At 64.8% G+C, this 19,077-nt stretch carries 20 protein-coding genes; 7 read left to right on the forward strand and 13 right to left on the reverse strand.

The genetic code is table 11. The features are described 5' to 3' along the window. Positions 1–778: 778 nt before the first annotated feature. On the reverse strand, positions 779–1,939 hold the full coding sequence (locus U0025_RS24680) for an IS110 family RNA-guided transposase (RefSeq protein WP_004211922.1): 1,161 nt from the start codon (positions 1,937–1,939) through the stop codon (positions 779–781). Between the two features lie 232 nt (positions 1,940–2,171). Between U0025_RS24680 and U0025_RS24685 the strand changes: the two genes are divergently transcribed. Then, on the forward strand, positions 2,172–2,399 hold the full coding sequence (locus U0025_RS24685; RefSeq protein WP_004212785.1) for a hypothetical protein: 228 nt from the start codon (positions 2,172–2,174) through the stop codon (positions 2,397–2,399). A 21-nt stretch (positions 2,400–2,420) separates the two neighbouring features. On the opposite strand, the gene U0025_RS24690 is transcribed toward U0025_RS24685, so the two are convergent. The 8 genes from U0025_RS24690 to U0025_RS24725 all read right to left on the reverse strand — a co-directional run bounded on the left by U0025_RS24690 (position 2,421) and on the right by U0025_RS24725 (position 7,286). Further along, positions 2,421–3,557, reverse strand: coding sequence for a relaxase/mobilization nuclease domain-containing protein (locus U0025_RS24690; protein WP_004212786.1), 1,137 nt, complete (start codon positions 3,555–3,557; stop codon positions 2,421–2,423). Further along, complete coding sequence (locus tag U0025_RS24695; protein WP_004212787.1) at positions 3,554–4,084, reverse strand: CopG family ribbon-helix-helix protein; 531 nt, start codon at positions 4,082–4,084, stop codon at positions 3,554–3,556. Before U0025_RS24695 ends, U0025_RS24690 begins: the two co-directional genes overlap by 4 nt. A gap of 253 nt (positions 4,085–4,337) precedes the next feature. Next, positions 4,338–4,547 carry a hypothetical protein gene (locus U0025_RS24700; protein ID WP_004212788.1) on the reverse strand — a complete coding sequence of 70 codons (210 nt, stop codon included), beginning with the start codon at positions 4,545–4,547 and terminating at the stop codon, positions 4,338–4,340. A 62-nt stretch (positions 4,548–4,609) separates the two neighbouring features. Further along, positions 4,610–5,506 carry a ParB/RepB/Spo0J family partition protein gene (locus U0025_RS24705; RefSeq protein WP_004212789.1) on the reverse strand — a complete coding sequence of 299 codons (897 nt, stop codon included), beginning with the start codon at positions 5,504–5,506 and terminating at the stop codon, positions 4,610–4,612. Further along, positions 5,506–6,270 carry a ParA family protein gene (locus tag U0025_RS24710; protein ID WP_004212790.1) on the reverse strand — a complete coding sequence of 255 codons (765 nt, stop codon included), beginning with the start codon at positions 6,268–6,270 and terminating at the stop codon, positions 5,506–5,508. The genes U0025_RS24705 and U0025_RS24710 overlap by 1 nt, the downstream gene beginning before the upstream one ends. 27 nt (positions 6,271–6,297) lie before the next feature. Then, positions 6,298–6,474 (reverse strand): hypothetical protein, encoded by a 177-nt coding sequence (locus U0025_RS24715; RefSeq protein WP_004212791.1) that lies wholly within the window; start codon positions 6,472–6,474, stop codon positions 6,298–6,300. A 2-nt stretch (positions 6,475–6,476) separates the two neighbouring features. Further along, positions 6,477–6,890, reverse strand: coding sequence for a hypothetical protein (locus U0025_RS24720; RefSeq protein ID WP_157225233.1), 414 nt, complete (start codon positions 6,888–6,890; stop codon positions 6,477–6,479). A gap of 3 nt (positions 6,891–6,893) precedes the next feature. Then, entirely contained in the window at positions 6,894–7,286 is a 393-nt protein-coding gene (locus U0025_RS24725; RefSeq protein ID WP_004212795.1) for a DUF3768 domain-containing protein, read from the reverse strand. A 179-nt stretch (positions 7,287–7,465) separates the two neighbouring features. Here U0025_RS24725 and U0025_RS24730 point away from each other — a divergent pair, with 179 nt between their 5' ends. Both U0025_RS24730 and U0025_RS24735 read left to right on the forward strand, forming a co-directional pair. Beyond that, complete coding sequence (locus U0025_RS24730; protein ID WP_230588558.1) at positions 7,466–7,891, forward strand: hypothetical protein; 426 nt, start codon at positions 7,466–7,468, stop codon at positions 7,889–7,891. A gap of 649 nt (positions 7,892–8,540) precedes the next feature. Next, positions 8,541–10,406 carry a reverse transcriptase/maturase family protein gene (locus U0025_RS24735; protein WP_004212800.1) on the forward strand — a complete coding sequence of 622 codons (1,866 nt, stop codon included), beginning with the start codon at positions 8,541–8,543 and terminating at the stop codon, positions 10,404–10,406. A gap of 139 nt (positions 10,407–10,545) precedes the next feature. On the opposite strand, the gene U0025_RS24740 is transcribed toward U0025_RS24735, so the two are convergent. Continuing rightward, the gene (locus tag U0025_RS24740) at positions 10,546–11,070 is read right to left on the reverse strand and encodes a hypothetical protein (RefSeq protein WP_004212802.1); all 525 of its coding nucleotides are present in this window, start codon (positions 11,068–11,070) and stop codon (positions 10,546–10,548) included. A 43-nt stretch (positions 11,071–11,113) separates the two neighbouring features. Continuing rightward, positions 11,114–11,278, reverse strand: a complete 165-nt coding sequence (locus U0025_RS24745; protein WP_004212805.1) for a hypothetical protein — start codon at positions 11,276–11,278, stop codon at positions 11,114–11,116. 296 nt (positions 11,279–11,574) lie between these two features. Between U0025_RS24745 and U0025_RS24750 the strand changes: the two genes are divergently transcribed. After that, complete coding sequence (locus U0025_RS24750) at positions 11,575–11,988, forward strand: thermonuclease family protein (protein WP_004212806.1); 414 nt, start codon at positions 11,575–11,577, stop codon at positions 11,986–11,988. Positions 11,989–12,139: 151 nt separating this feature from the next. Here the strand turns inward: U0025_RS24750 and U0025_RS24755 are convergent, their stop codons facing one another. Then, positions 12,140–12,565 carry a DUF1810 domain-containing protein gene (locus tag U0025_RS24755; RefSeq protein WP_037492279.1) on the reverse strand — a complete coding sequence of 142 codons (426 nt, stop codon included), beginning with the start codon at positions 12,563–12,565 and terminating at the stop codon, positions 12,140–12,142. A gap of 192 nt (positions 12,566–12,757) precedes the next feature. Here U0025_RS24755 and U0025_RS24760 point away from each other — a divergent pair, with 192 nt between their 5' ends. Genes U0025_RS24760 through U0025_RS24770 form a run of 3 tightly spaced genes read left to right on the forward strand, consistent with a single transcriptional unit; the run spans position 12,758 to position 18,283 of the window. Next, entirely contained in the window at positions 12,758–13,489 is a 732-nt protein-coding gene (locus tag U0025_RS24760; protein ID WP_004212811.1) for an ImuA family protein, read from the forward strand. Beyond that, positions 13,410–14,969, forward strand: coding sequence for a DUF6504 family protein (locus tag U0025_RS24765; RefSeq protein WP_037491534.1), 1,560 nt, complete (start codon positions 13,410–13,412; stop codon positions 14,967–14,969). The genes U0025_RS24760 and U0025_RS24765 overlap by 80 nt, the downstream gene beginning before the upstream one ends. Further along, on the forward strand, positions 14,966–18,283 hold the full coding sequence (locus U0025_RS24770; protein WP_004212815.1) for an error-prone DNA polymerase: 3,318 nt from the start codon (positions 14,966–14,968) through the stop codon (positions 18,281–18,283). Before U0025_RS24765 ends, U0025_RS24770 begins: the two co-directional genes overlap by 4 nt. Positions 18,284–18,347: 64 nt before the next feature. Here the strand turns inward: U0025_RS24770 and U0025_RS24775 are convergent, their stop codons facing one another. Next, on the reverse strand, positions 18,348–19,043 hold the full coding sequence (locus tag U0025_RS24775) for a DUF2971 domain-containing protein (RefSeq protein ID WP_004212817.1): 696 nt from the start codon (positions 19,041–19,043) through the stop codon (positions 18,348–18,350). Positions 19,044–19,077: the final 34 nt, after the last annotated feature.

Consider the following 19,077-nt stretch of genomic DNA (forward strand, 5'->3'; position numbering starts at 1 on the left):
CCCCTGCGCGCCATTTCCGACCTCGCCATGCGTCCGAGCGGCGCTGTGTCGCTGGTCCCAAATATGTCCTCGAGATCGAGAAGATCTTCGTCGCCAAGCGCCCCGATCGACTGCTCGATCTCGCGAAGGGTGGAGATAGCGCGGGTGTCGCGTCGAGCCCGCCATCGAGAGTGAAGGCGTTTCATGGCGCGAGAGTAGCAAGGATGCGCGCGCCCAGCAGCGTATCGCGTTCCCTTTCCCCTGTTGAAAATTCGAATTGGCGACGTCCTAAGTCGCCTTCGTGATTGCAAATTCGACCCGATCTGGCCTAATTGACCTTGCCCGTGGAGACATGGGTGGAGGCGTCGAAACCTTCAAAAGCGAGAGCCGGTCCCAGCTATGGAGACCGGGTGGCGGACGCGTATGTCCAAGGCCACCCGGCCCAAAGGCGGCCGCGCCTGTCTCGTTTCAGGTTTCGAACACTCTCTAGCTGAGGTCCCTGCGGCAGGGCGGGACGTTGGTATTTCCTACTTCATCATGCTTCGCCTTTTCTGGCAATGGTCACGTCGGCATGTCGATCGACCCGGGGTGCAACAGTCTCTCCGGGGTCATGCGACGGCTGTTGTGATGCAGCCTTTCTCATAGTCGCATGCCGCAATGGGGTCGGTTCGTATCGAAGGGTGGCGCTTCAACAACCGTAGCTCGGGGTCATTGCTGCCCCAATGTTAGAATCGAAGTCACCGGCCCTCCGCCTCCCGGGAGGATCATACCGTCCGACGGGACGGATAGCGTAATCACATCATGCGCGGGCGGCCTGCATCATCTGTCGATGCGGCTCGACGGTTTCCGACTTGAACTGGAAGTGGGTACCATCGCGCCACATGCCGAACAGAATGACGGCCAGCTTGCGGGCGACCGCGACCTTCGCCTTGTTGAACCCGACCTTCTTTGCCAGCCTGACACCCCAGTCTTTCAAGGATGAGAAGGTCTTGGTGGCCGACAGCAATACCGTGGCGGCATTGACCATGTGGGTGCGTGTCAGTCGGTTGCCCATCTTGCTGATCTTGCCGTGGGTCAGGCTTTCGCCTGATTGGTACACGCGCGGTGTGAGGCCCAGATAGGCGGCGACATCATCAGCCCGTCGGAAGCGCGATGGCTCCTCGATCGCAGTGAAGAAGGACAGTGCCGTGATCGCACCAATGCCAGGCACCGCCATGAACCGTCGACAAATCGGGTTGGCGGCTGCCAGCGCTTCCAGTTCGGTCTCGATCCGTTCGGCATCCACCTGAAGCCGCTCACATAGATCGAGCACCGGCAGGATGCGCGGACGCAGGTTAAGGCCCTCATGATCCTGTATGATGAGCAATTGCTCAACGACCCGCTCCCTGTAGGTGGCGGAAGATTTGGCGCCGGGTTCAACCCGCCCACCGTAAACACGGAGCAGGCCACGGATCATGTTCTCGTTGGCCAGGCGCTGCTGGACGAGCCGATGGCGCATGATGAGTTGCGCGCGCACCTCGTAACAGGCAGCACTCTTCACATAGACCTCGGTCAGATAATCACGGCCGGTCCGCGTGATCTCGGCGATGCCCCGCGCGTCATTGGTATCGGTCTTATTGCGCTTGAGCGACAGGACGCGGTGGACCTGCAAGGCATCCATTACGGCAACCTGATAGCCCTGTCGGCGCAGACCGTCGGCGAGATGCGCTGACATCGCGCCGGTCTCCATGCCGACGACAGCGACGTTGGAGGCGAAGTTCTTCGCGAGATAGCGCCCGATCTCGGTCGGGTGCGTCTTCATCGAAACCTGGTGGACGACCTTGCCGTCGCGATCCAGCACGCACACCGACGTCGATTTTAAGCCAACATCCAGCCCGACCCAGACGCGGCCACATGCAGGGTCCACATCCGCCGCTGCCCGGATCGCCAGTATCTCGGGGTTCGTGATCTTCTTCGTCATCGTGTCATCTCCCTTCATCGTGCAGCACCATCGTGCGCCTGTTTGCAGGAGAGAAAAGACCTCAGCTAAACCACAACCGGTTCCAACGCCGGCACGCCTCATAATTCAGGGCGTGCCGCCGGCTGTCCGGAGAAGATGGCTTCGGGGTGGCGCGGGCGCTCGACAAAGGGAACTGGAGCGTGATCAACGACCTGAGCTTTGGTGGACGTCTGTCCGTCTCTCCAGCTTTTTGATGGAGCCTGAAGACAAGGATCCGGTCGTCAGCGCGATCGGCGGGACCCTCGGGATCATCGGCGCTCTACTGGCGCGCGCTGGCGTCGCATCCCTGGAGGAATTTGCAGGCGCTCTGAGCGTCTATGCGCGCGTCACGCGCGAGACCGATCCCGATCAGGCCGAAATCCTGGACCAATGGGTGTCGATGCTACGTACCCTCGCGGCCCGCAGCGCCCCGCCCAACTAGCGGCGCGGCGCAACCGATCGCTCAGCGTTCCCGGTCACGCGGCTTGTGCGGCTCCCGGTCTGGCTTGTCCGCAGCCTTGGATCCCATCTCTGGCGTGCGCTCCCCCTGCCCGGCTGCGCGCTGCGCCATCATGATCTCACGCGCACGGGCAAGGCGCCGGGACACGGCCGGCGGCATGGCGGCCACGAAGCTGGTCACATCCTGCGCCAGCGCCAGATCCTCTTCCTTGCCCGTTGCCGCGAGCGCGGCGGCCGCCTGCGCATAGGTCGCACGAATGAACTTCTGACGGCCAAGCGCCGCCACATCCTCGGCCCTGCGTTCGGGCTCGGCAGAGTTCGCGAAGGTTTCAGCGCGCTCTTCGGTCAGGCGGTGAATGTCGAGCCCCTTGCCCTCTCCTGCGCCAAGGCCGTCGGTCCGCGCGTCGAGATGCCGCGCCGAAGAGCGGATGCGCTTCTGGACATGGCCCCGCGCCCGGCGCGGCGTGGCTTCGGCGGCGACCCCCCGCTCGCGCAGCTCATGCGCAAAGCTTTCACGCCAATGATGCAGGTCGGCTTTGCGCGGATTGAACCGGGTGCCGTCCTCGCCCTGGGTGGCGACGGTCAGATGAACATGGGGATGGTCCGTGTCGGTGTGCAGCGCGACCATATAGGCAAACTGCCCCTCAAACTCGACGCGGGCAAAAGCCTGAACTGCGTCATGGATGGTCGCGGCATCGGTCGTGCCGCCCGGCATCGACAGCACCATCGACATCGACGTCGGCCGATCGCGTCCAGTCGGGTTCATCGCATCGTCGAGCATCGCCCAGTCGCTGGCGATTGCCTTCAGCCGCTTCTCGTCGGTGATGATCTCGCCTTCACTGCTGCGCACCTCGAGTTTGCCATGCCGCGAGATGTAGCCGAAATGCTCGGAGAGATGCGCAGGCCCCCGCTGCTTGCCCGAGATCTTGACCATGACCTCGGGCGCCTTGCGCACGATGCGCTCGAGCTTGGCGCGCGCCTGCGCGGGCGTGAGCATGGCCGAGCCATCACCGCCCGCACTGCTCCGGCCGCCCCGTATCCGCAACGTCGCGCCTTTCAACGTACGCTTGCCGCCGCTCGGCGGGCGCCAGGCCTCCATCAGGCTCGGGAGCGGCAGGACGTCTTCGTCGCCGCCGCTCATGCCGGCGTATCCCAATAGCTCGCATCGCCCTTGAGCGCCTGGCCCAGCGCCGCGAGCTTCTTGTCCACATCATCGCGGAAGGACGCAACGCGAGCGGCCTCCCGTGCGAGGTCGAGGCCGGAATCGACCATCGTCGCGGCGTGCAGAGCGTGGACCGCCTGATTGAGGTTGATGCCGATGCGGTTGAGCTCGCGCCAGGACTGCGCGATCGCCGCGCGATCGGGACGCGGTGGCGGTGCCTTGCCGAAGAGACGCCGGCGCAAAAGGGCAACGATCCATTCGGTGCGCTTGAGGCCACGCGCCTCCGCCGCCGCATCGAGCAAGGCCAGGTCGCTCGGGGTCAGGCGAACCTCGACCCGGCCCGTCGTGCGCTCGCGAGGCGCCGGCACCACGACATCGTCCGCGTTCGTGCGCAGCGCCTCGTCGACCAGCCCACGCAGCAGTGCCGAGCGGCCGCCGCGGGAGGCTGCCATCGCATCGAAGCGCGCCGCGAGATCATCGGGCAGGCGGAGGCCGAAAAAAGCCATGCGCCATCCTATTGTTAAACATCCCCGGCGACAAGCCTATCCGGCCCTCACCTTAATTGACCCCTTCCATAGTCTGCTCAAGCAGACTCGCAGCCTCTCTGGAAGAAGCGCCTCACCGGCTGCGCAAGCAAGCCCGAAATGATCGTTGAAAAGAAAATGGCGGCATCCCTGAAGGAGGGATGCCGCCATCATTCGATCTGAAAATTCAAGCTTACTGACGCGGAGTGAGTGGTGCTGTTGGCCGGGGCCAGCGCTACCCATCATTGTCCGGGTGCGGCGGGTTGGCCTCGTCGATCAAGCGCTGGATGGCCGCGATCGGCGTATCATCCTCGAGCCGGATCATCGCGCCGCAGGAACAGGCAGCGGCTTTCTGCAAGCGCATCTGCCGGTACGGAACACTCAGTTCGGCTCCACATTTCGGGCAATCCACCTGTGCGCAGATATCGTCCAGTTCGCCGGTCATCATGCCTCCTTGCGCGAAGCGACTCATCGCAGGTTGAGAAACAGCCTACTCCAGTCCAGCGCTCATTCGAACGACAGATCGCGCGAGGCGACCTCACCCTCATCGCCGTCATCGAACACCACCCGAACGCGCTCGGGCAATATGAGCCGGGCGGATCGGGCGCCGACCATCACCTTGACGGGGCTGGGCGCCACGATCGGACGCGCGTGCCCTGCCCGGCCCGTCGGCTTGGCTGGCGATGGTGCGGCGGGCACGGCTGCCGGCGCGGTGGGCGCAGGCGCGGAACCGGCATCGACCGCACCCTTGAGCGAGGCAATGAACCGGCTACCTTCGGCAAGCGTGACGCCACGCTCGCCCAGTCCTGCGACGAACCCGCGCACCTCGACCGGATGCTTGCGGGCGGCGCGGTGGAGATCGTAGAGGACGCGGATGGGGGCCTTGTCGATCGCCTCGCGCAGATAAGGCTCCATCTCGCCATAGGCTGCGTAGAGCGAGACGAACTGCTTGGACCGGCCGAGCGCCTTGGCGATCTCGGCCTGGGTCTTGCCCTGCGCCAGCATGCGCTCGACGCCAAGCGCGAGTTCACGCGACGAGAGGCTGGCGCGCTGATCATTCTCGACGATCTGATCGGCGAGGACGTCACCGCCCTCCCCCGCTTCGCTGACGATCGCCGGAATGGTCGTCTTGCCCGCCGCGAGCGATGCGCGGTAGCGCCGTTCGCCCATGCGGATGACATGCTTGCCGTCCGCATTCCTGGGGCGAACGATGATCGGCTGCAGCACGCCGCGCACCTCGATCGACGCTGCAAGCTCGGCGAGTTCCACTTCGTCGAAGTGCGTGCGCGGATTGCCGGGGTCGGGCATCACCCAGTCGAGCGGCAAGTCCTCGACGCGCCGTGCGCTCTCATGCGCGCCCACGAGCATTCCGAACTCTTCGGCGCGCTGATCGAATTTGCCCATCAGGCGCTCTCCTTCGCCCGCGCATCGACGCGCCGTTCTACTTCGGCGAGGATCGAGCGGATCTCGTCCGAGGCCGCCTTGGCGCCGCTGCCCGTTTCATGCCAGACCGCATGATGGTTCTCGGCCGAATGCTTGTAGGTCGGGCGCGCCTTCACGAAGGCCGGGAACATGAGCGCCGGGCCGACCGCCTGGGTGAGCTTGACCGCATTGTCCATGTCCCGCTTGTCGAAGGCATTGACCATCGAGGGCAGCAGCCCGAGGAAATTGACCTTGCGCCCGCCGCGCGCGCCCTCGGCCTTCTTGAGCGCGGTCAGCAGCATCTTGGCGCATTCCAGCGAATCCTCGGCGACCTGAACCGGCGCGATGACTTCGTCCGCGACCGCCATCGCGCTCAAGGTGAGCTCGTCCCATTTGGGTCCGGTGTCGATCACACAATAATCGAAGTGGTGAGGCAGCTCGCGGAAGCGGACGATAAAGTCATGCACGTCCTGCGCGGCCTTGACCATCTGGAGACGCGGATCGGCCGCGAACACGGTGATGCCGGCTGCGTCGTCCAGCGCCAGTTTTGCGTCGGGATCGAACAGGTCGGCGGAAAACCAGCCGGTCCGTTCCTTCGCGAGCCGGCGGGTCGAAGATCCCTGCGGATCGAGATCAATGAACGCGACCCGCCGCCCTGCCTGCTCGGCCAGATACCAGGCGAGATGGGTTGCAAAGAAGGTCTTGCCGACGCCGCCCTTGAGCAGGCTGATGACGATGGTCTTCACATCATGTTTCCCTGCCAGGCGCCGCGCTCAGAAATCGTCGCCACCGTTGCGAAGGTTGCGCTCATAATGGTCGCGCGCCGACCAGTCCCCGCCGCCGCTGCCGAACCGGGGGCCGACATCGCGGAACAGATAGACGGTGAAGGCGAAGCACGCGAAACCGAAGAGGATCGCGTGATCGGGATGCTGGGAAAAATATTCCGCCATGATCAGTCTCCTGTAGCAGCCGCGGGCCGGGGCTGCCGGCCGCGTTGGTCGCGAAGTTCCGCATCGGGGACATCAAGACCATAGGTTTGCTTCAGCGCGTTCATGACGAGCGCGCGGATGGTGATATTATCGTGGTCGAGCGCGAGCCTCGCGATCGCGGCGTGCATCTGCGGGGTGACCCGCAGCTGCAGAAAGGCCGAGCGCCGTTCCTCGCTCCCCTGCCCCTCCGTCACCATATGCTCTCTCTCCTCTCGCGCTGCCCGGATGATCCGCGCCCACCGTATTGAATTCAATACGGTCGCGATGAGGCGTCTCCCCGGCACGACCGGCGCAGCGCGCACCAAAGTCTGCTCGAGCAGACGTTGCCCGGCACCGCCTTCATGAGGAGGGCTGGCCCCGCCGCGCGGGGCCAGCATGGCTTAATACTCTTGCGCGAGAAGAATGGTCAGCACGCGCGTGGTGACATTCTCGTCGGTCGGATCGGGCGAGCCGAACTCCAGCGCGCGGTCATAATAGTCGATCTTCCAGTAGAGCACCGCGTCGCGGAAGGTGAACCGGCCGAAATCGCGCTCGCCATGCGGATCCACGTCGGGACCGAAGCTGTCATAGTCGCGGATGGTGCGCAGCAATTGCGCCCGGGCCTGAAAGTTGCGGAACAGGCTGACGTCGCCGATCAGGCTCTGAACGCCGATGGTCATGACCACGCGGTTATGGCCTGGCTGGGTGAGTGAGCGGCGCAGCGCGTCATTGAGCTGGGCGATGGTTGCAGTGCGATCGGGCTGCGAAGAGGTATGGCTCTGATGCTCGGGCATGCGATCTGTCCTGTGCGTTCGAAACCCCGCCGATCGGGGTCTTTCAACACGGGCCGGCGCGCCGGGGCACAGCAGGCTCGCGCACCCGTAGGGTCGCAACGGCAGTGGAGAAGCCCGGCCACGGGCTTGCGCGGGACAGCGCCTCGGCGAGACCCGGACATGGTGATGACACCCGAGCTTTGGGCGGCACACAGGAACAGGTGATTTCGCTGGACGGGCATCAGAATGCTGGACCGGACGGTGACGCGGACTATCATTGCCCGATGACCGCTGCTCTTCACATCCTCTGGCCTGTCGCGCTGCGCAGCATCGGCGCGATGCAGCGGCACAAAGTCCTGGTGCGCAGCCAATGCCGGCGGTGCGGGGCGCTGATGCGTGTCGACCTGGACGACATGGTCGCGCGCCATGGCAGCAGCGGTTCGCTCATCGACGTACAGGAGCGCTGCCGCATGGTCGCCTGTGACGGTGCGGCCTTCTATCTGGCCTCGCCCGGCTATGGCGGTCCATGGCGAACATTGCTGGGCGATCCCGGCCTCGCCGAGGGCCTCGCCAATGGCGTCGCGCCGGTCACGGCCGAGACGCTGCTTGGGCCGACCGCCCGCTAGAGCAATCGCCTTTCCAGCAAGGGATCGTTACCCGGCAGGGCGTGCGCCGTTGTGGCGCGAAGAAGAAAGGAGAGTTCGAATGAACTGAGCTTATTGGCATAGCTCATGCCTGACCGACTTACCGGTGCTGGTGATGAACCGGCTGAGATTCCGAAAGGAAAACGGGACCATAGCATGTCGGGGTACGGATCGAAGTTGGGCGCCGCAGCCTGACGGTTGACCAGCAGGCAAGGCGCGCATGGTGAAGACTTGATTGTTTGAATCCCAGTTTCCAACGACCACTAGGTAGGTGACGGTGAACGCGGCTGACACACCGTCTCGAGCGGAGCGAGGAGCACGGCCCTGCAAATCGCTGCCAGTCCGCCCGGCGTGGCCCCGGTAAGGGGATTAAGGAAACGAACGGGGCACCTAAACGCGCCGCGACTCCTCACTCGCGCAACTGCGGGATCGCCTAAACAGGACGGCTTGCCGGACCTGCATGGCGACGGAGCCGTCATAGTAGTCAAATGCCCGGTGTAATGGCCGGGACAACCGCCGAGAGGCGGACGGGACAGCGGTATAAGCGGGAGCGATCCTTGTCGAAATCCGCGCGCCCGGGCGAAGGACGGCAGTTCTGTAAACTCGATGGATCAACGGAAAGGAACTGCTGATGCAGACCGCTACTATCCTGAGACGGATCGAGAAGCTTCCGGCCCTGTCGCGGGCGGGCAAGCGGATCAATGGTCTCCACCGCCTCATGCGGTCCCGCTGCTTATATGAGCGGGCTTATGACAGGGTATCCCGAAACCGGGGTGCCATGACGCCGGGAGTAGACGGCCAGACCTTCGACGGCATGACGCTGGCGAGGCTGGATCGTCTGACCCAAGGCGTGGCGGAAGGCCGTTACCGCCCTCGTCCAGTGCGGCGGGTCTATATCCCCAAGGGTAATGGTAAAATGCGCCCATTGGGCATTCCTACGGCGGATGATCGCATCGTTCAGGAGGCGGCGAGAATGATCCTCGCGGCGATCTATGAGCCTGTGTTCTCGAAACACAGTCATGGGTTTCGCGCGGGTCGCTCCTGCCACACGGCTCTCGAAGAGATCCGCAGAACCTGGACGGGCGCGAAATGGCTGATCGAAGCGGATGTTCGCGGGTTCTTCGACAACATCGACCATGATATCCTGCTCAGCCTATTGGCCCGCCGGATCGATGATCCTGTGTTCATTGATCTGATCGGGACGATGCTCAAGGCCGGGTGCATGGACGAATGGAAGTTCGAGCGGACCTATAGCGGCACTCCACAGGGCGGGGTCATCTCGCCCTTGCTTGCCAACATCTATCTTCATGAGCTTGACTTGTTCATGGAGGAAATGCGGGCTCGCTTCGACAAGGGCGTCAAACGGCGGGCCAATCCCGCATATGTTGTCCAAAGCCAGAAAATCGCCGCACTTCGCAAGGAGATCGATGCAATCCGTGCCGTTGGCGCGGATGAGGCAGAGGTCCGAACCCGTCTTGCTCGGATCGAAGCCATCAATCGGGATCGACGGAAGATATCATCCGTTGATCAAATGGACCCCAACTTCCGCCGCCTGCGCTATTGCCGTTATGCCGATGACTTCCTCGTCGGCGTGATCGGCAGCAAGGCGGATGCCGTTCGGATCATGGCCGACATACAGCACTTCCTTGCTGATCGGCTCAATCTGACGGTATCACCGGAGAAAACCGGGGTTCGCGATGCATCGAGGGGATCGCCGTTCCTTGGCTTCCACGTATGCGCCTTCACGCTGCGCTCTCCCGGAACAATGGCGGGGCGACAGGCGGTCGGCGGCGGGATGCGACGCATCCTTCGTCGGCCAACGCGGGGGAATATCAAGCTGTGGGTGCCGAGGGATCGGGTCTATGCGTTCTGCAGGCGCAAAAAGCTCGGCAACCTCGACATGAGGAATGGCCGGGTGCGTCCGCAACTCATGGAATCCAGTTTGGCGGAGATTATCGTTGCCTATAACTCAGAGTTCCGGGGCTTCGCGAACTATTATGCGATCGCCGATGGCGTGAAAGCGTCACTCGACAAGTTGGAGCTGGTCATGCTCAGGAGCCTCTTTGCGACTGTAGCATGCCGGCGACGCTCGACGAGGCGGCAGGCCGAGGAATATCTGAAGATGGGGTCGGATCACGGTGTTATCACCGTGGTTCGGGGCGAGCCGCGCGTCCATAAGGTGTGGAAACTGAAGCATCTGATCGTGAAGACGTGGGATAACCCCCTCGTCGACTCCATCACGGTAGGCTCTCGCCTTGCGCAGAGCCCGAACGATCTGGTCACGCGCCTGAGTGCCGAGCAATGCGAGGCATGCGGCGACACCGATGGTCCGTTCGAGATGCATCATCCCAATCGCCTGAAAGATAAGCGACGCGACCAACTGACGCCTTGGGTACAATCGGCACGACGGCGCAGGACAGTCGTCCTGTGCCACAAGTGTCATGTTGCGCATCACGGTGGCCGGATGCCTGTCAGAATGGAGAGCCGTGTGCATTGAAAGGTGCAAGCACGGTTCGGGGGGAGGCGCTGGGGCGTCCTCGAAAGAGGCGTCTCGCGTCTACCCTACCGAGACCCGGCACGGGGCTCGGGGCGTCAGCCTAGAGCCCGGTCCGGCGCAGCCGGAGCCCCGACCTCCCTCAATCCAGCGGACCGAACAATCTGGTCAGGATCAGATCGAGCGTCGCGACCTTCTCGAATTGTCCCTTGGCGATCACCCGGTGCATCGGTCTTTCGTTCTTCTTGCCCTGCGCCGTTCCCTTGGCATGGCGTGCGACCGGAAAGCCGCGAATATCGGGCAACGGCACATCGGGCGCATTGCCGAACCAGAGATAGGACAGGAGATCGAGGTCGGGTGACACCACGATCCAGATGATGCAGCCGCTCGGCTTCTCCATGAGTTTGAGGTTTGCGGTCACGCGCGGCGCCCGCCCGCCCAAGGTCACCGTCTTGAACTGGATATGCCGGGTAATCGCCTTGTAGCTCATCACCAGATCATAGCCGCCGGCATCGAACTCCGAGCGCAGCACCTCGACTCCGGTAATCCCGCGCTGCCACAGACGCCGCAGCGCCTCGCCTACAAAGACATGCTCGACAATGCGCTCGCGCAGGGTCGAGTGCAGATAATGGGCGCTGGTCTGGCTCGGCAGGTCTTCCAATGGCAACGGATCTCGAAAGGCGGCGGGGGCGGCAGCCCCCGCCTGATTGTCAGGCGAAGGGATCATATTCGTTGAGCACGGCGACGTCGCCATCGAAGTCGTCGGCGGTGATGACGGCGAACTGCGTTCCGATTGCGATGACCATCGTGGCGGCCATCAGGGTCTTCGAGAGAGTGAGTGCGCTTTTGCGGGCGGTCCCAAGATCGGTGAACATATCGAGGCTCCTTGTGGTGCCGGCGGGTTCATCCCCGCTCGACTGGCGCCCGAAGCGTCGCTCCCGTGGCCGCGATCACCTTTTGGCGGCACGGCAAAAGGCCGTAGCGTGAGCGTACGGACCCTTTACGGGTTGATCGAATAGGTCCGCGGGAGCGACCAAGGATTGCGCCTCAAAGAGCGGGGTGATCCCGTCGGCCGGCATGAGACGTCCCGCCACCGACCCCGTCGCCCAGGATGCACGCCGCGCCGGTTGCCCCTTTGTTCGTGATGGTCAGGACGACTAGAGCGGGGCCGATGACCCTTTCCTACCGACACGCCCTCGCAGCCCTGTTGTTCGTTTGCTCCCTGTCGAGCGCGGCAGCGCTCCCCGCCGCGACCGGCAAAATCCGCTCTGTGACCGACGGCGACACCTTTCGCCTGATGAGTGGCGAGCGGATTCGGATCGCCGATATCGATGCGCCCGAGAGCCGCGCCGGCCAGGCCAAATGCGCTGCCGAGCTCGCGCGCGGCAAGGCGGCGACCCGCCAGGCGAAAGCCCTGCTCGATGGCAAGACGATCCGCTTCGAGCGGATCGGGCGCAGCTATAATCGCACTGTCGCGCGCGTCACGCTCGACGGGCGCGATCTGGCCGCAAGGCTGATCAGCATCGGCGCAGCACGGCCCTGGCTGCGCCGCCAGCCCAAGCCCGACTGGTGCCGCGCGCGATAGGCGTCACGGCGCCTATGCTCAGGTCCAGAAAGAGGAAGAAATGGACCTGCCGGAGGGGGAACCGGCGGGTCCGTATCAGGGGCCGCATGCGCGGGGGGAAACAGGCGGCCTCGTCTTTCAGAACCGATCGACGCGCGAGCGGTTCCTTGCCTCAGCGAGGGCCAAGGCGCGCAAGCGTCGCTGCATCGGCCTCGCCGCCAAACCAGCGATCGAGCGCGGCCGTGAACAGCCCCCCGCCCCCGGCTTCGACGAACAGGGTGAGGAACGAGCGCAGCTTCAGCGCATCGATGCCACCGAACACCGCCTCGGCACTGGTGCCGGTGAGGTCCTGCAGCGCCGCCACGCAATCGCGCAGCCGGGCACCCAGCACCGGGTGCGCAAGATAGGCGCGCGCCTCGTCGAGTGATGCGATCGCGTAGCGCCGCGCCATCTCGCTCGACCCGAGACCGGCGATCTGCGGAAAGATGAACCACATCCAGTGACTGCGCTTGGCGCCGCGGCGGATCTCGCCAAGGGCCGTGTTATAGATCTGCGCCTGTGCGGCGACGAATCGGTCAAGGTCGAAAGAGGCGGTCATGATGATGCCGTCATAGCCTGCGCGCAGGCGCGCGCCGCCCGGCCGCAAAATTTTTTCTCAAAGATGAAATGCCCGCTCCCCCGCAACTTGGGCCCTCCTGTCAACAAGTCGGAACGGACCCGGTGCTTGACTCTCGATCGCAGCAGTATGAACAAAAAGAGAACATATCAAACCCCGAGTCTTTTGAATGCCATGCGTGAAGCCACCGTCCTTGATCAGCTGCGAGCGCATATTGCGCAGATCGAGGGCAAAGGCGTATGCCACGCAACCACGCCGTTCGGGATCGAGGCGATCGACGCGCGCCTGCCGGGCGGCGGTATTGCCGGCGGCGCGCTCCATGAGGTCGCGGGCAGCCCAGACCTTGCCGACGATGCAAGCGCGACGGTGTTCCTGGCCGGCATTCTCGCGCGGATGGAGGGGCCGGTGCTGTGGTGCCTGCGATGGCGCGACCTGTTTGCCCCCGCGCTCCACCTCGCGGGACTGCATCCTGACCGGGTGATCTATGTCGAGGCGGGCAGCGACACTAATGTGCTGCTCGCGATGGAGGAATGCCTGCGCCATGCCGGGATCGGCGGCGTCGTGGGCGAGATCGGCAAATACAGCACCACCGCCTCCAAGCGGCTGCAGCTCGCAGCCGAAGCGTCGGGCGTGCCGGCTTTCATCTTCCGGCGCGCGTCGAAAGTCGCGCAAGCGGCCGAGGGCACGGCGGCGATCACGCGCTGGCGGGTGACCGCGAGCCCGAGCGAGGATCTCGGCATCCCGAGCCTTGGCCGTCCGCGATGGCAGCTGGCGCTGGAGCGCGTACGCGGCGGTAATCCGCACGCATGGATTGTGGAGGGCTGCGATGCGACGGGTCGTATCGGTCTACCTGCCGCACTGGTCGACCGACCGGCTGCGGCGGGCGACAGCCAAATCGCCGCCTGAAGGGCGTTGCAGCACCACGCCCGACGGACCGCTCGTCACCGCAATTCCTGACCATGGCCGCCGGATCGTCGCGGCGGTGGATGCTGCCGCACGCGCGCTCGGCGTTATGCCCGGCATGACCGTCACCAAGGCGCGGATGCTTGCGCCCGAACTGGAGGTCATCGACGCGCTGCCCGACGCTGACATGGACGGCCTGCGGCGCCTCGCCCTGTGGGCCGGGCAGCGCTATTCGCCGATCGTGGCGCCCGACGCCCCGGACGGGCTGTGGATCGACATCACCGGCTGCGCCTCGCTCTTCGGCAGCGAAACCGCCCTGCTCAAGGATCTGCATCGCCGCATCGCGGCCTTCGGCGTCGCGGTGCATATCACGGTCGCCGACACGGCGGGCTGCGCGCACGCGGTCGCACGGCATGTCCGCGACGGCAGGCCCGTCGTCATCGAACCGGGGCAACATCGCAGGGCGATGGAGCTGCTCCCGATCCCGGCGCTGCGGCTCGAAGCCGAAATCGTCGAGGGGCTGCGCAAGCTTGGCTTCGAGCGGGTCGAACAACTGCTCGGCGCACCCCGCGCGCCGCTCGCCAAGCGGTTTGGCCGCAGCCTGCATCGCCGTCTCGACCAGGCCATCGGACAGGTCGCCGAACCCATAGAGCCGATCTTTCCGGAACAGATGCCGCGTGCGCGGCGCGGTTTCATGGAGCCGATCGCGTCGCCCGAGGCTTTCGCCCAGGTGATCGGCGATCTCGTCGCCGACATTGTCGAACAGCTTGTCCGCGCAGGACGCGGAGGCAGGCGTCTCGATTGCTATTTCCACCGTGTCGATGGCCATTGTCAGGTCATCCGCATCGGGACGGCGACGCCGAGCCGGGATGCGGGGCATCTCGCCAAATTGCTCTGCGCGAAGATCGAAACGGTTGAACCGGGTCTTGGCATCGAGGCGATGACGCTGCTGGTCTCGCTGATGGACGCGGCCGCGCCGCGACAGGGCGAAAGCCTCGAACAGCTGGGCCGGCGCGGGCCCGATCTGGCTGCGCTGGTCGATACGCTCGCCAACCGCTTCGGCTCCAGAAACCTGCACCGGATGGCGCCTTGCCCGAGCGGCATGCCCGAACGCTCCGCGACCGGCGCGCCGGCGTTGGGTGAGGCGCGCGGCATGGGATGGGACGATGATCTGCCCCGCCCGGCGCGTATGCTGGCCAAACCAGAACCGATCGAGGTGATCGCGCTGTTGCCCGACGATGCACCGCGCATGTTCATCTGGCGCGGCAAGCGATACCGGGTGACGCAGGGCGACGGTCCGGAGCGGCTGCATGGCGAATGGTGGCGCGATGGCGGCATCGAGGGGCGACAGCCGCTCAGCGTGCGCGATTATTATCAGGTTGAGACGGTGAGTGGCGGCCGCTATTGGCTGTTCCGCGCCGGCGACGGCGAGAGCGCCGCGACCGGCCCGATGCGCTGGTTCATCCACGGCGCCTTCGCATGAGCGCGGGCAAACCGGGCTATGTCGAACTGCAGGTGACAACGCATTTCAGTTTCCTGCGCGGGGCATCGAGCCCCGAGGATCTGTTCGCGACGGCAGCGGCGATGGAGATGCCCGCGCTTGGCGTCGTCGACCGCCATTCGGTCGCCGGGATCGTGCGCGCATGGGACGCGGAGCGGCAGACCGGCGTCCGCGCGATCGTCGGCTGCCGGCTCGATCTCACCGATGGCACTGCCCTCCTCGTCTATCCCACCGACAAGGCGGCCTATGGACGCCTGTGCCGACTGCTCAGCATCGGCAAGACGCGCGCGGGCAAGGGGGCCTGCCATCTCGACTGGTCGGATGTGGCCGACTGGAACGAGGGACTGCTGGCGATGCTCGTCCCCGACCGGGCCGATGCCACGACGCAGGCCGCGCTGGCGCGCACGAAGCGGCTGTTTGGCGAGCGCACCTATATGGCGCTGTCGGTCCGGCGGCGGCCAAAGGACGCAATCCGGCTGCGCGACCTGTCGCGGATCGCCGCCGCCGCAGGCGTGCCGACGATCGCGACCAACGACGTCCTCTATCATGTGCCCGAACGCCGCCAGCTGCAGGATGTCGTCACCTGCATCCGCGAGAAATGCACGATCGACACGCTGGGCCGCACGCGCGAGCGGTTCGCCGACCGTTATCTCAAGACCGGCGCGGAGATGACGCGGCTGTTCCGGCGCTATCTCAAGGATAGCAGCCCGGTCGCGCGCAGCGTGGAATTCGCTAGGCGCTGCGCATTCAGTCTCGACGAGCTCAAATATCAATATCCCGACGAGATCCAGGTGCCCGGCCGCACCCCGCAGGAAGAACTGGAACGGCTGACCTGGGAGAAGGCGCCGATGCGCTATCCGCAAGGCGTCGACAACAAGGTGCGCCGGCAGCTCGAACATGAGCTCCAGCTCATCGGGCAACTCGATTACGCCCCCTATTTCCTGACCGTCCATGCGATCGTGGCCGAGGCCCGGCGGCGCGAGATCCTGTGCCAGGGGCGCGGGTCAGCGGCGAACAGCGCGGTCTGTTATGTCCTCGGCATCACCTCGATCGATCCGGTGCGCTCGGAATTGCTGTTCGAACGCTTCGTGTCGGCCGAGCGGCGCGAGCCGCCCGATATCGACGTCGATTTCGAACATGAGCGGCGCGAGGAGGTGATCCAGTGGATCTACGAGACCTATGGCCGAACGCGATCGGCGCTCACCGCCGTCGTGACCCGCTTCCGGGCGCGCGGCGCGGTGCGCGAAGTCGGCAAGGCGCTCGGCCTGTCGGAGGATGTGACGGCGGGTCTGGCCGGGGCGATCTGGGGCTATAGCCGCGAGGGGGTGGAGGAGAAGCACGCGCAGGAGTTCAACCTCGATTTGAGCGACACGCGCCTCGCGCTGACGCTCGACCTCGCCCGCCAACTGATCGACACCCCGCGTCATCTGTCCCAGCATCCCGGTGGCTTCGTGCTGACCCGTGACCGTCTCGACGAACTGGTGCCGATCGAACCGGCGGCGATGGACGATCGCCAGGTGATAGAATGGGATAAAGACGATATCGATCTTCTCGGCTTCATGAAGGTCGATGTGCTTGCGCTCGGCATGTTGAGCTGCATGCGCCGCGCGTTCGAGTTTCTCGAGAACGACAAGGGGCTGCGGCACGACCTCGCGACCATCCCGGCCGAGGATCCCGCGACCTATGCGATGATCCGCAGGGCCGACACATTGGGCGTCTTCCAGATCGAGTCCCGCGCGCAGATGGCCTCGATCCCGCTGATGGCGCCCAAAACCTTCTACGATCTCGTCATCCAGGTCGCGATCGTGCGGCCCGGCCCGATCCAGGGCGACATGGTCCATCCCTATCGCCGCCGTCGCAACGGCGAGGAGGAGGTGACCTATCCGACCGAGGAATTGCGCCGCGTGCTGGAAAAGACGCTCGGCGTGCCGCTCTTTCAGGAACAGGCCATGCGCGTGGCGATCGAATGCGCGGGCTTTACGGCGAGCGAGGCGGACCTGCTGCGCCGTGCGATGGCGACGTTCAAATTAACAGGCGGCGTCAGCCATTTCCGCGACAAGCTCATCAGCGGCATGGTTGGCCGGGGCTATGATCAGGAGTTCGCCGAGAAAACTTTCAAGCAAATTGAAGGCTTCGGCTCTTATGGCTTTCCCGAAAGCCATGCCGCCAGCTTCGCGCTGATCGCCTATGCCTCGTCCTGGATGAAATGCCATCATCCCGACGCCTTCTGCGCGAGCCTCCTCAATGCGCAGCCCATGGGCTTTTACGCCCCGGCGCAGATCGTGCGCGACGCGCGCGAGCATGGCGTCGAGATCCGCCCGATCGACGTCAATGCCAGTCGCTGGGATTGCACGCTTGAAGAGGGCCGCGGTCGCTACAAGGCGGTGCGGCTCGGCCTGCGCATGGCGCGCGATCTGGCCAATGCGGATGCAGCGGCGATCATCACCGCGCGGGGCGGCAGGCCCTATACCAGCATCGAGGAAATCCAGCACCGTGCCGGTGTCGGGCGCGGCGCGCTGGACCGGATTGGCGATGCCGACGGGTTCGGATCGCTCGGCGCCGACCGGCGATCGGGCCTCTGGGCGGTGAAGGGTCTCGGGAACGCGGCGCTGCCGCTGTTCGCAGCAGCGGCCGAACGGGCGGGCAAGCTGCGCGAGGAAGCGATCGAGCCCACCGTCATCCTGGCCGAAATGGGTGAAGGTGCGGAGGTGGTGGAGGATTATCGCGCCTCGGGTCTTTCACTGCGCGCGCACCCGGTCGCGTTCCTGCGCGAGGAGCTCAAGGCGCGGCGGATGATCACTTGCGAGCAGTTGCGCACCACGCGCGACGGCCGCTGGATCGAACTGGCCGGGCTGGTGTTGGTCCGCCAGAAGCCCGGCAGCGCCAAGGGCGTGATGTTCATCACGCTCGAGGATGAGACGGATGTCGCCAACCTCGTCGTGTGGACCAATATCTTCGAGAAGAACCGCCGCACCGTGCTGGGCGCCTCGATGATGGGGGTGCGCGGCCAGGTCCAGCGCGAAGGCGAAGTGATCCATGTCATCGCCCAGCGGCTCGATGACATGTCGGCCATGCTGGCGAGCGTCGGGCGCCGCGCCGACGTCGCCGATATCTATCGGGTGAGCCGTGCGGACATCGTCAGGAACCCGATGGCGCCCGATCCACGCGATCGCGAGCAGCGGCCGCTCGGGAAAGACGCCCGCGACATCTATATTCCCGATCTGAGGCTGGGATCGGGGATCATCCCAGGCCAGCCAACCGAGGGCATCAAGATCAGGCCGCGAGATTTTCGTTGATGGCCGCTTGCGGACCGGCAGTTTTCAATCGCTAAAATACGAAAGCCGATAGTCCGGTAGCACCCTATCGAGCATCCTTCTTCGGCGGCTGGTAGAGCGTGGCGAACTTCATCGCATAGGCGTCCAACTTCATCACCACGACCGGGACCTGGAGCTGCTCTCCCACGTCGGCCATGCGGCTCCTCTCCGCCGCCGTGATGCGGGAACCGAGGAAGATTCTCTTGACTGCCGCTTCCCGGCCGTAGGACGCTGCGCCGCGCCCATCCCGGAAGATACGCCATTCGCGCTCGCTCGCCCAGCGAACCGTCTTGCTCGACAAGCAGTGCCGGGCCCGTTCAATGGGAGTGCTGCGGTCCATCGCAAGGATCGGCTCCAGCTCGGAGTAGATCATCCTGGTGATCGCGACCGTCGCGTCCAGTCCGCGCAACAAGGCGTTGACGTTGTATTGCACGCACATGCCGCCGAACTGGTCGGCATAGTGCGCCCACATCGGCTCGTGGTCTGAGACCTCTGACATGGATGCGATCCCAGTCGTCGCGAGCGCGACTTCGACCGCCTCCTGCCGCTTGCTGTCCACGGACGCACCGGAGAGGCGCTGGGATACGCGGTGCGAGCCCTCCATCGGGTCGTTCATCTCTGAGAACAGCGGACAGAAGATGTACCCGCCCAGCAGCGCGCTAACCTCCTGCTCTAGCTTCGGACCGAGCGGCCGGTAGCGGTAAAGGTTCGAAGGCTTCGCGTAGATCTCGATCGTCGCCATGCACGCCCCATCATTATCTCGATGCGACCATCCT

The organism is Sphingobium yanoikuyae (assembly GCF_034424525.1).
Classification (GTDB): domain Bacteria; phylum Pseudomonadota; class Alphaproteobacteria; order Sphingomonadales; family Sphingomonadaceae; genus Sphingobium; species Sphingobium yanoikuyae.

Coding starts and splice junctions, on each gene's coding strand:
- U0025_RS24680 (WP_004211922.1), bottom strand. CDS start 1,939: ATGACGAAGAAGATCACGAACCCCGAGATACTGGCGATCCGGGCAGCG.
- U0025_RS24685 (WP_004212785.1), top strand. CDS start 2,172: ATGGAGCCTGAAGACAAGGATCCGGTCGTCAGCGCGATCGGCGGGACC.
- U0025_RS24690 (WP_004212786.1), bottom strand. CDS start 3,557: ATGAGCGGCGGCGACGAAGACGTCCTGCCGCTCCCGAGCCTGATGGAG.
- U0025_RS24695 (WP_004212787.1), bottom strand. CDS start 4,084: ATGGCTTTTTTCGGCCTCCGCCTGCCCGATGATCTCGCGGCGCGCTTC.
- U0025_RS24700 (WP_004212788.1), bottom strand. CDS start 4,547: ATGACCGGCGAACTGGACGATATCTGCGCACAGGTGGATTGCCCGAAA.
- U0025_RS24705 (WP_004212789.1), bottom strand. CDS start 5,506: ATGGGCAAATTCGATCAGCGCGCCGAAGAGTTCGGAATGCTCGTGGGC.
- U0025_RS24715 (WP_004212791.1), bottom strand. CDS start 6,474: ATGGCGGAATATTTTTCCCAGCATCCCGATCACGCGATCCTCTTCGGT.
- U0025_RS24720 (WP_157225233.1), bottom strand. CDS start 6,890: ATGCTGGCCCCGCGCGGCGGGGCCAGCCCTCCTCATGAAGGCGGTGCC.
- U0025_RS24725 (WP_004212795.1), bottom strand. CDS start 7,286: ATGCCCGAGCATCAGAGCCATACCTCTTCGCAGCCCGATCGCACTGCA.
- U0025_RS24735 (WP_004212800.1), top strand. CDS start 8,541: ATGCAGACCGCTACTATCCTGAGACGGATCGAGAAGCTTCCGGCCCTG.
- U0025_RS24745 (WP_004212805.1), bottom strand. CDS start 11,278: ATGTTCACCGATCTTGGGACCGCCCGCAAAAGCGCACTCACTCTCTCG.
- U0025_RS24750 (WP_004212806.1), top strand. CDS start 11,575: ATGACCCTTTCCTACCGACACGCCCTCGCAGCCCTGTTGTTCGTTTGC.
- U0025_RS24755 (WP_037492279.1), bottom strand. CDS start 12,565: ATGACCGCCTCTTTCGACCTTGACCGATTCGTCGCCGCACAGGCGCAG.
- U0025_RS24760 (WP_004212811.1), top strand. CDS start 12,758: ATGCGTGAAGCCACCGTCCTTGATCAGCTGCGAGCGCATATTGCGCAG.
- U0025_RS24765 (WP_037491534.1), top strand. CDS start 13,410: ATGCGACGGGTCGTATCGGTCTACCTGCCGCACTGGTCGACCGACCGG.
- U0025_RS24770 (WP_004212815.1), top strand. CDS start 14,966: ATGAGCGCGGGCAAACCGGGCTATGTCGAACTGCAGGTGACAACGCAT.
- U0025_RS24775 (WP_004212817.1), bottom strand. CDS start 19,043: ATGGCGACGATCGAGATCTACGCGAAGCCTTCGAACCTTTACCGCTAC.